General features: G+C 64.7%; 9 protein-coding genes and 2 pseudogenes (1 of these 11 only partly in view). 8 read left to right on the top strand and 3 right to left on the bottom strand.

The annotated features are described in order from the left end of the window. From C450_RS13170 to C450_RS13160, 3 genes and pseudogenes are all read left to right on the top strand, one after another. A pseudogene (locus C450_RS13170) lies at positions 1–914 on the top strand (carboxypeptidase M32) (it extends 476 nt beyond the left edge of the window). Between the two features lie 168 nt (positions 915–1,082). Beyond that, on the top strand, positions 1,083–1,268 hold the full coding sequence (locus tag C450_RS13165; RefSeq protein ID WP_005044221.1) for an HVO_0416 family zinc finger protein: 186 nt from the start codon (positions 1,083–1,085) through the stop codon (positions 1,266–1,268). 66 nt (positions 1,269–1,334) lie between these two features. Further along, positions 1,335–1,577: a DUF7533 family protein gene (locus C450_RS13160; protein ID WP_005044219.1), complete on the top strand. Its 243-nt coding sequence runs from the start codon at positions 1,335–1,337 to the stop codon at positions 1,575–1,577. On the opposite strand, the gene C450_RS13155 is transcribed toward C450_RS13160, so the two are convergent. After that, positions 1,574–3,403: a UvrD-helicase domain-containing protein gene (locus C450_RS13155; RefSeq protein WP_005044217.1), complete on the bottom strand. Its 1,830-nt coding sequence runs from the start codon at positions 3,401–3,403 to the stop codon at positions 1,574–1,576. The two genes, C450_RS13160 and C450_RS13155, sit on opposite strands and share 4 nt — an antisense overlap. A 152-nt stretch (positions 3,404–3,555) precedes the next feature. Between C450_RS13155 and C450_RS13150 the strand changes: the two genes are divergently transcribed. Together C450_RS13150 and C450_RS13145 are read left to right on the top strand one after the other, a co-directional pair. Then, on the top strand, positions 3,556–4,143 hold the full coding sequence (locus C450_RS13150; RefSeq protein WP_005044214.1) for a riboflavin synthase: 588 nt from the start codon (positions 3,556–3,558) through the stop codon (positions 4,141–4,143). A 366-nt stretch (positions 4,144–4,509) separates the two neighbouring features. Continuing rightward, positions 4,510–5,763, top strand: coding sequence for an ABC transporter substrate-binding protein (locus tag C450_RS13145; RefSeq protein WP_005044211.1), 1,254 nt, complete (start codon positions 4,510–4,512; stop codon positions 5,761–5,763). Positions 5,764–5,831: 68 nt separating this feature from the next. Here the strand turns inward: C450_RS13145 and C450_RS23000 are convergent. Beyond that, a pseudogene (locus C450_RS23000) lies at positions 5,832–6,303 on the bottom strand (transposase); the annotation flags it as partial. 231 nt (positions 6,304–6,534) lie between these two features. On the opposite strand from C450_RS23000, the gene C450_RS13140 reads away from it, so the two are divergent. Together C450_RS13140 and C450_RS13135 are read left to right on the top strand one after the other, a co-directional pair. Beyond that, a complete protein-coding gene (locus C450_RS13140) occupies positions 6,535–7,620 on the top strand; it encodes a geranylgeranyl reductase family protein (RefSeq protein WP_005044206.1) in 1,086 nt (361 codons plus the stop codon). Between the two features lie 57 nt (positions 7,621–7,677). Beyond that, positions 7,678–8,244, top strand: coding sequence for a GNAT family N-acetyltransferase (locus C450_RS13135; protein WP_005044204.1), 567 nt, complete (start codon positions 7,678–7,680; stop codon positions 8,242–8,244). A 15-nt stretch (positions 8,245–8,259) separates the two neighbouring features. On the opposite strand, the gene C450_RS13130 is transcribed toward C450_RS13135, so the two are convergent. Beyond that, positions 8,260–9,873: a DUF255 domain-containing protein gene (locus C450_RS13130; RefSeq protein ID WP_005044200.1), complete on the bottom strand. Its 1,614-nt coding sequence runs from the start codon at positions 9,871–9,873 to the stop codon at positions 8,260–8,262. 90 nt (positions 9,874–9,963) lie between these two features. Here C450_RS13130 and C450_RS13125 point away from each other — a divergent pair, with 90 nt between their 5' ends. After that, on the top strand, positions 9,964–10,458 hold the full coding sequence (locus C450_RS13125) for an FxsA family protein (RefSeq protein ID WP_005044198.1): 495 nt from the start codon (positions 9,964–9,966) through the stop codon (positions 10,456–10,458). Positions 10,459–10,464 lie beyond the last annotated feature (6 nt).

Genomic DNA, 10,464 nt, shown 5'->3' with positions numbered 1-10,464 from the left:
GCCAGCCCGCTCAGAGATGTGTATAAGAGACAGCCCAGGAGACGCTTGCGCGCGACGCGCTCGACACCCTCGGCTATGACTGGGAGCGGGGCCGTCTCGACACCGCGCCGCATCCGTTCTCGACCGGCACGCAGTTCGACGCCCGCGTGACGACGCGCTTCGACGAGGAGGACCCGCTCGGCGCGCTCACGAGCACGGTCCACGAGTTCGGCCACGCGACCTACACCCTCGGGCTGCCCGACGAGGAGTACGGAAGTCCGCTCGGCGAGAGTCGGAACCTCACGGTCCACGAATCCCAGTCGCGGCTCTGGGAGAACCACGTCGGCCGATCGCAGCCGTTCTGGTCGCTCTTCTTGCCGAAAGTCAAAGAGCGCTTTGCGGGGCTCGACGATGTCACCGCGCGGGACGCCTACGAGGCCGCGAACCGCGTGTACGACGACAACCTCATTCGCGTCGAGGCGGACGAACTCACCTATCACATGCATATCGTGCTCCGGTTCGAGATCGAACGCGCGCTCATCGAGGGCGATCTCGACGTGCGCGATGTGCCCCAGGTCTGGAACGACAAGATGGACGAGTATCTCGGCGTTCGTCCCGACACCGATGCGGAGGGCTGTCTCCAGGACATCCACTGGTCGCACGGCTCCTTTGGCTACTTCCCCACCTACTCGCTTGGCAGCGTGCTTGCCGCGCAGCTCTACGCGAGCGCCGACGAGGAGATCGACGATCTCGACGGCGACATCGAGAGCGGTGAGTTCGACGCGCTCCACGACTGGCTCACCGCGAACGTCCACAGCCACGGCCAGCGCTACACCACCCCCGACCTGATCGAGGAGGCCACCGGCGAGGCGTTCACCGCCGATTACTTCCTCGATCACGCCAGGGCGAAGTACGGCGCGCTGTACGATCTGTAGGCCAGCGAGGCAGCAGAAGTCCACTTCTGACCCGATTTCGGTCGGACTGCTCTACCGTTCTCGACCTCCGCTACTGTCCGTCATCGTCCCACTCTGTCACACCGTTCGCGATAAGCGTTAGCACCGACCACCAGAGCTATATGAGTGGTGCGTCATACCGTATCATGTATGGCGACCGCACCCAACGATGCCGACGCTGACGTCGACGAGTTCCTCGCGCAGCGCGGCCACGAAACCGGGTCGCCGGGATGGGGAGAGAGCTACAACAAAAAGCAGTGCCCGGACTGCGGTGGGCTTCACGAGGCCGACGCGACCACCTGTACGGTGTGTGGCTGGACGCCGCGATCGGCCTGATTCTGGAATCCGACCGTTCGACGACGCGACGAAGCCCGTAAGTCAGTCCGTCTCTCACGGCGAGACATGGGCATCATCAGCACGTTCGGAACCGTCGTGACGCTCGTGCTCGCGCTGCCGGTGGCGGTGCTCGGCACGCTCTTTCTGGCCCAGGGACAGACCCTGTCGGGCATCGCGATGATCGCCGTCGCGGTGTTGATGTTCGTGGTCAAAACCTACGTCACCACGCCGGACGATCTTCCCATGATGGCAGCCGAGCGGACCGTCGACACGATCGCGAAAGACCCCGGCGAGGACGAGCGGAACTAATCCGCAGCGGGGGCCTCGGTCTCGCTGAGCACGTCCTCAACCGTGACACCAGAAGGCCGGTTGTCGAGCAGCACGTCGATCGGGAGCGTTGGCGCGCCGCCGATGAGGTCTTCGAGCAGGACGAGGCGCTCGCGCGCGCGGCTCATCCCGACGTAGAACACCCGACGCTCGTTGTCGGTCAGCATCGGTACTGGATCGGTGTTCTTGGTGAACGGCTCGTCGCCGGGGATCGCGACGTCGTCGTCGACCGAGGCCGCCATCTGCTCGACGACTTTCTCCGTGAGGTCGGTCGCGACGAACACGTGATCGGCCTCGCGACCCTTCGCGGAGTGGATGGTGCCGACACGAACGCGGTCGCGGTCGACGTCCTGATACTCCCCGCCGAAGTACGCCCCGACCGACTGCGTCTGGAACTGGGAGACCTTCCGAAGCATGTCGTCGGCCGATGCCGGTCCGGGCATGAACGGGACGTGCTCCTCGACGAGTCCTGGATCGATCGTGAGTTCGGCGACGTCCTCGACGCCCGCCGCCTCCTGCTCGTCGTCGAGCGCGTCGTAGAGGGCGTCGCGGTGGTTGGTTCCGAAGGCGGTGTCGGCGAGCATGTCGGCCAATCGACGGGCTTCGAGCCCCGTGATGGGCTCGCCCTCGTCGACCCGCTCGATCGCGCCGACGTAGTCGTCGAGCCGATCGGTCCACATCCGCTGGTCGGTGAGCGCCTGGAAGGGAATTCCGTCGTCGATGAACTCGTCCATGAACCGGAACAGCTGGTAGCGCGCTCGAAAGAGGATCATCATGGTTTCGTCGGTGTTCTCGACCGTCGATCGGACGTTCCGAACGAGATCGAGCATCGACGGGCTGTGGACCGCCTCGACCGTTCCGCCTTCCGTTCTGGGTCGGAGGTTCTTCTCCTGGCGCTGCTCGATGTGACGCACCTCGCGGTTCACGACGTTCAGTACGCGCGACGGCAGCCGGTAGGAGTTGTCGAGGATCACGTCTTCTCCCACCTCGTCGAGCAGGAGCTGTGGGTCCGCGCCCTGCCACGCGTACACCACCTGGTCGTCGTCGCCAGCGATCAGCGCGCGCTCGACGTGGGGCTTCCACGCCTCGTACACCTCGTGCTGGAGCGTCGTGATGTCCTGAAACTCGTCGATCACGAGGTACTCGACCGACGGCAGGAGCGAGCGCTGGTGGACGCGTTCGAGCATGTCCGCGAACCCCGTCAGCCCGTGCTCGCCCTTGTACGACCGCCACGCTCGGATCGCTTCCGGAATGTCGATGCGATCGTCGTCGCTCGGCCACGTCGGCGTGTACTTGTTGCCCTGCTGGGCGTTGTCGTCGATCTCGGGTGGGAGGCGCACCTCCTCGTCGTTCCACTGGAAGGGGACGTCGTACCAGTCGGCGACCTCTCGGGTGGTGCGCTGGAGCCACTGGCTCGTGGCGATGGCCTTGTTGCCGATGGTGGTCGAGCGCGCGCTCCGTCGGCGTGACCCCTCGTACTCGTCCTCGAACTCGATGCCGTACTCCTCACAGAACTCCTTCTTGTCGGATTCGCCGACAACGTCCCCGCGCGAGAGATCGAGGAGCTCGTACGCCTTCGCGTGCATCGTACAGACGTTGCCCTTGAGCGATCGCGGGCTGGCGTCGAGGCGTTCGGCGAGGCGTTCGCGGATCTCGGCGGCCGCCGCCCGGGTGTACGATACCACGAGCACGTCGTCGACCGTGGTGCCCGACTCGTCGAGGATGTCCTCGACGCGGTCGAGCAGCGCCGTGGTCTTCCCGCTCCCCGGTCCGCCGAACAGCCGGGTCACGTGCGTGTCAGTAGACATGGCCCACAACAGGCACCCATCGGTTATAAGCGACGTGGCTCCCGTGCGAACCCCGTTTCGCGACCCGAACATCGTCGAACGAGGATACCGTCGAACGAGGACTGCGACCGTCGAGCGGTAGCCTCATCCCGCGACCACACCTATCGCCGGCCATGTTCACCGGGATCGTCGAAACCACCGGCGAGGTCCGCGACGTCATCGACGAGGACGGCGGCCGACGTGTTCGGATCGGGGCCGATCTCGACGACCTCGCACACGGCCAGAGCATCGCGATCGACGGGACCTGTCTCACCGTCGAGGACCACGATTCAGGGTCGTTCGAACTGTTCTGCTCGACCGAGACCATAGAACGCACGACGCTTGCGACGATCGGAGTCGGCGACGTGGTCAACATCGAACGGGCGCTGCCCGCCGACGGCCGGTTCGACGGCCACTTCGTCCAAGGTCACGTCGATGCGACCGCCGAACTCCGCGGTGTCGAACGGATCGACGACGACTGGGAGTTCGCGTTCTCGCTGCCCGAATCGGTCGCGCGCTACGTCGTCGAGAAGGGATCGATCACCGTCGATGGGATCAGTCTCACGGTCGCCGACCTCCGCCCGGATTCGTTCACCGTGGCCGTGATCCCAGCCACCTACGACCTGACGACGCTGAGCGAGAAAGCGCCCGGCGACCCGGTCAATCTCGAAGTCGACGTGATCGCCAAATACGTCGAACGCCTCACCGAGGGGTATCGGTGAGGAAGCAATACTGACGGATTGGTCGATGCAGAGCCATGCGGAACGCCACCAAGCGGTCTGATTGTGACGGAAGTGGTGCAGTGAACCCGTATCCCCGTCTATCAGTTCCAGTTGTGGGCCCGTACTCGCCATCAACTCGCTCGGAGCCGGCAGCTCGTCGGGTGATCTGTTGAGTACCTCGAGCACTTCGACGGCATCGAACTCTTGATATCGTTCTTGCCCAGTTGTCTCGATCAGGACACCCTCTGATTCGAGTGTTCTCGCGGCACTGTTTGCTATCGGGTTCGTTACAGCAAGCACACTTTCGATGTCTCCAGTCGATCGGAGATCGGAATAGTTATACTACTTTAGGCTGGCCTAATTTCTATGAACCCCGAGTCCACGGAGCATGAGGGATCGACACGGCGCGAGTACGTGAAGTACGGTGGAGCAGTCGTCGGTGGCGGCCTGCTCGCGGGGTGTACCGGGAGCAGTGGTTCCAGCGGAGCCAACGGGACGACAAACTCAAGCAGCAGAAATGGGACCACCGGGAACGAAACCACCAGCTCGACTGGCTCGGAAGGTGGAAACACGACGGCCGGCAGTACGGGGAACTCGTATTCGGTGACGATGGCACCGATGGGAACCGTCGAGTTCGACGAGCCGCCCGAGAGCTGGGTGAGCTACCTCAGTACGTACGGCGACATGGGAATCGCCCTGGGAAAGGCCGACGGCCTACGGGGGTTGTGGGACCCCGGTGGCATGACGACCGTGTTCTACGACGCGCTGCCAGATGTCGACGTTTCCTTCGAGAATGTCTCGCCGATCTCCGGTGGCGGCGAGTTTGACAAGGAAATATTCTACGAGCTGGACGCTGATGTCCACCTGCTCGATCCCAACTGGATCGGCGTGTTAGCTGATGACTGGGGTGAGGACGACATCGAAGAAATCGCCACTGGCGTCGGTCCGTTCCTCGGTAACTACATCCGGCGACGTGGCGACGACTGGCATGACTACCAGTACTACTCGTTGTACGAGGCCTTCGAGATCGTCGCAGACGCCTTCGACGAGCGAGAGCGGTACGAGGCATTTGCATCCATCCACAACGACATGCTGGCGACCATCGAGGAGACGCTGCCGCCCTCAACGGACCGACCGACTGTCGGCCTCGTGTCTGTCAACTCCGATTTCGAGAACGGCGTGTTCTACGTCTATCCCGTCCAAGAGGGGAACAACCACAAGCAGTACCGCGATCTCGGAATGCGCGGAGCCTTCGACGATCACATCGAGGGAGGCTACGGCGAGTTCGACTACGAGCAACTGCTCGAAGTCGATCCCGACGCCATCGTATTTCAGTACGGCTTCTCGCACGTTTCGGCGGCTGAGTTCGATTCCCGGTTGGAGACGATGCGCGAGAACCCGGTCGGCAGCCAGCTGTCCGCCGTCCAAAACGACCGCCTCTACCGCGGTGGCAGCTCCTACCAAGGACCAGTTGTCAACTTCTTCCAGACGGAAGCGGCTGCGAGACAGTTCTACCCCGATGCCTTCGGCGAGTGGGATGGAATGGCGACGCTACACAAGGAGTCACTCAGGCTGTTCGAACGCCAGCGCGTTGCGGACGTCATCAACGGAAACCTCTGAACGGAGCCAACCCACACGGCGGGTCGTCCGCCTGTCTTCGTGCAAACCGATCCAGAGGAACGCAGGACGGTTCCACGCCCGCGCGTGGAGAAGGCCTCGCGGGCGTGACGGGCCGTTGCGTTCGCAGCCCTTCAGCCCGGCCGAAACGTACAGTTCGTCGATCTCGACGGGACCGTACAGCTCGCTCGACGGCGTGTCGAGCGCTTTGGTGAAACGCTCGACGCGCCGGTGAGGCGTCTTATACGAGAGATCGAGTTCGGCGGTAAGTTGGTGGATACCGGTGTTGAACCGGACGAACGTGTAGATCGCAAAAAGTCACTCGTTGAGCGCGATCTTCGTGTGCACGAAGATCGCGTCGGTCTTGTCGTTGAACGTGTGGTTACAATCCTTACAGAGATACCGTTGAAAAGCTCTGTAGCTGCCGTACTTGACCACCAACGAGGATCGGCAGCACGGGCACTGGAGTTCATCGCGCCAGCGGACTTGCTCTAGCAGGTCCGCAGCGCTCGTTTCCGAACTCAGTGTAGCAAATGGGAACATCTTACTGGGTGACGCGGAAGCGTCACCCTACGCTTTCTCCGCTACAGCTACTCTACCAATGATCTCCTTCACAAGAGCGTACTCAATATCATGTCTTAGAACGGGCCATTGGCTGCTAAGCAAATTCTCGCCGACTGATCTGGCCACCTTCCTTCGAGGTCGGCGTGAGCGGCAGATGCTGATCGGAACGAGAAGGAAAATACTTGGCCGAACCCCGGATACCCCCACACAATGTACGATTTCGTCGTCGTGGGTGCCGGGCCGGCCGGGTCGCGCTTCTCCCGCCAGGCCGCCGCGGCGGGCCACGACGTCCTCGTCCTCGAACGCGGCGAAGTCGGCACGCCGCTCGCGTGTTCGGGCCACGTCAGCACCGATGTCTGGGAATTCACACCCGATGGCGCGCGCGCGGACCTCCTCCAGAACGAGATCTCGGGCGCACGCTTTCACGCCGGCGGCCCCGGCGAGCGCGCACATCGGTTCTACAAGGACGAAACTATTTCAAATGTCATCGACCGGGTCGAACTCGACCGGACGCTCGCGCGGGCGGCCCGCGAGGCGGGTGCCGATCTCAGAGAGCATCACAGCGTGATCGGCGTCGAGGAGCACGCCGATCGTGTCGCGGTAACCGCCAGAACGCCCGACGGCAAGCAAACCTTCGACGCGCGGATGGTGGCGGGCTGTGACGGCCCGGTGTCGCGGGTCCGGCGCGAACTCGACCTGCCCGAACCCGGCGAGAAACTCCAGGGCGTGCTCGCGTTCTCCGACGAAAACGATCCCGGCGCACACGTCGATGTCCACCTTTCAGTACCCGAGTTCTTCGCGTGGCGCATTCCCCGAGCCGAGGCGGGGGTCGAGTACGGTCTCGCGGCCGCGCCCGGCGAGAACGCCACCGGACTTTTCGAGACGTTCACCGCCGACTATGGAATCGAGACCGGCGAGACGTGTGCCGGGATGATCCCGATCGGGCCACCCGACCGCGTCACCGGCTACCGCTCCTTTCTGATCGGCGACGCCGCCGCCCAGACCAAACCGTTCACCGGCGGCGGCATCGTGTATGGGATGACCGCGGCCGACCACGCCGCCCGCGAGATCGATCCCCGAAGTCCGGGATCGCTCGCCGACTACGAGACGGCGTGGCGCGACGACCTCGCGCGTGAAATCCGGCTCGGGCACTGGGTTCGTCGGGCGTACTCGCTCCCGAAGCCCCTCCAGAACGCCGGTCTCTCTGCTCTTTCCGGGAAGATCGGCGTTCATATGGACAAGCCAACGACGCTGTTCTCGCCAGAGAGCCTGAAAACGCTGCTCTCGCGGTCGTGACGGCTGTGAGCGCTGGATAGCCAGCAGTCATTTGTGTCGGGGCGGCGACCCCCTCCTATGCCCGGCAAAGTCTTTCTCCGCGGCGAACGCGTGACCCTCCGCACCGTCGAAAGCGAAGATGAAGACATTGACCTCCTCCAGCAGGCGCGCAACGACCCCGACCTCCGCGAAGGGCTGTTGTTTCGCTCCCCGTCGACTCGGGGGCAGGTCGAAGAGTTCATCGAAGAGCCCGTGGAGGACAATGACGACACCGCCCTGCTTTTCGTCTGTGTAGACGAGGAACCGGTCGGCACAGTGACTCTCTTCGATGTCCACCGAGAAAACGCTACGCTCGCGTACTGGCTTCTACCAGAGTTCCACGGCGAGGGCTACGCGACCGAAGCCGTCGCGCTCGTGATCGATCACGCCTTCGACACGCTCGGGCTCAACCACCTCGTCGCGTGGACTATCGACTACAACGAGGACTCCCAGGCACTCCTCGGCCGGCTCGGCTTCTCCCACGAGGGTACCTACCGCGAGCACGTTTTCCGAAAGGGCGAGCACCACGATACGGAGCACTACGGTATCCTCGCCGACGAGTGGGTAGGAAGCGAAACGATCCTCGACGAGCAGTCGTCGTCCTGACTCGATAGTACCGAATCACTCGCCGGCGACGTACTCACGAAGCGCCGACGGAGTGGAGACGACCGTCGATTTACCGTCGATGGTGACTCGTGCGGTGTCCGACTCGCCGTCGGCGTCGGGGACCACGACCGCCCCGTGGTCCGGGACGTCGAGGGCGGCGCGGTGGAGGGGCGAGTCGACCGGTGCGGCGACTGCGATCGTCGTTCCCGAGAGCAGCCGCGCTGCGGTGGACGCGTAGCCCGCGACCTCGATTCCGAGGCGATCGTGTGCGCCCGCGAAGGCCGCGAGCGTCTCGCGCCCAACCCGCTGGTAGCGCTCCTCACCGGTCAGCACGCCCAGCTCGTACAGCGCGTCCGCGATCGCGACGTTCGTCCCGAGCGGTCGCAGCGGGCGCGAGAGCAGGCCCGCTCCGTCTTCGGGCCCGTCGAGAAACGAATCACCCTCGCGGCGTTCCGTGATCGTGTACTCCGCGATCCGCTCTGCGGGTGCGAGCCAGTCGTCGTCGAGCACCTGAACGGCACTCGTGAGTGCGCCGAGGACGCGGGCCTGATCGGCGAGCAGTCCGTGGGGACCGGCCGTGTCGCCGTCGCGGTAGTGGCACACTCGACCGTCGTCGACGAGGGTATCGAGGAGGTGTTCGAGCGCGCGCTCGGCCCCGCGACGCGCGCCTTCGTGGCCGGTGACGGCGTGCGTTTCGAGGAGTGCGTCGATCGCGAGCCCGTTCGCCCCGGCGAGCACGGTATCGCCGATCGGGGGTGCGTCTGCGGCCTCGCGGTCGCTCGGTGGGAGGCCGTAGTACGCCTCGTCGCCCGCCTGACTCGTCGCGAACCCGTCGCCGCTCGCGAGAGTCGTCGTGAGGAACTCCGCCGTACGCTCGGCGGGTGCGGCGTACTCGTCGTCGTAGCGTGCCGCCGCGGCGAACGCTCGGCAGAGCCCGGCGTTGGTGTCGAGGGTCTTCTCGGTCTGGCGCTCGCCCCAGTCGCGTTCGACCGCGTACCGAAAGAAGCCGCCGGCGTAGGTGTCGTGGAGGTGGGTCCGGATCGCTTCGAGCGTCCGGAACGCCCGGTCGGGATCGCGGCCGAGCGCGAACTCGATCGCGGGTGCGAGCGGGAACTTCGGTCCCGTGCCCCACCCGCCGAACTCCTCGTCGAACGCCGCTTCGATCTCGCGTTCCATGTGGGCCTCGATCGCCGGAGTGAGCTCGCCCGCCGGTGGGTCGGCGTCGCGGAGTTCGCGCGGGATCCGTCCCGATTCCTCGCCGTTCTCGTTCCACGCCGCCCGCACGCGTTCTAACACCTGACGGAGCCCGTCAGTGCCGAGATACGTCGCGCCAGTGATGAGCTCTCCAGCGGGAGTGAGGAACACCGTCGAGGGGAACCCGCCCATGTTGTAGCGGTCCCGAATCCGGGGCCGTCGATCGACGTCGACGCGAACCGGAACGAACCCGTCGTTCAGATTGGCCGCCACGGTCGGCGAGGCGTACGCGGTCCGGTCCATCTCGCGGCACTCTCGACACCAGTGGGCGCGCAGGTTGCAGAGAATCGGCGCGTCGCGCTCGCGGGCCTCGGCGAACGCCGCGTCGCCCCACTCGCGCCACTCGACCAGCGTATCGACTGCGCCAGCGTCCATGTCTTCCCTTCGGCGGACCGGCCAAAGCGCTTCGGACTCCGAACCCGTCGGAGGATAAAGGGTTTTGCGTGCGGAACAGGTAGTCAGGGTATGGTGCTCCGGATCATCGGGCTGCTTCTCCTCATCCCCCTGTTCGACGCCGTGTTGCTCGTCGCGGTGGCGGGATGGATCGGCGCGATCCAGACCGTGGCGCTGGTGGTGCTCACGGCGCTGATCGGGATGCTCCTCGTGCGCGCCGAAGGTCGCCACACGGCCCGGAAGATACAACAACGGGTTGAGCATGGCCAGCTTCCCGGCGACGAGCTCCTCGACGGCGGCCTCCTGATCGCCGCCGGCGCGTTCTTGCTCACGCCGGGGCTCGTCACCGACGCCGTGGGACTCCTCCTCACCGTGCCGGTGACGCGCTGGCCGATCCGCTCGGCGATCAAACGCTGGCTCGTCGTCCCCTACATCGATCGCAAAACCGGCGGCATGGCCTCCGGTGGCGTCTACGTCGGTGGATTTCCCGGCGGGACCGACACCGACGATTCTGACATTTACGACGTCGATGGCGGACGCGACGATCCCGAACCGGGCCACGAGTAGTTTCGC

Origin of the sequence: Halococcus salifodinae DSM 8989 (genome assembly GCF_000336935.1) — an archaeon.
Taxonomy (GTDB): domain Archaea; phylum Halobacteriota; class Halobacteria; order Halobacteriales; family Halococcaceae; genus Halococcus; species Halococcus salifodinae.
The sequence above is the reverse complement of the archived record's forward strand: the minus strand, read 5'-3'. Positions and strand labels throughout refer to the sequence as shown.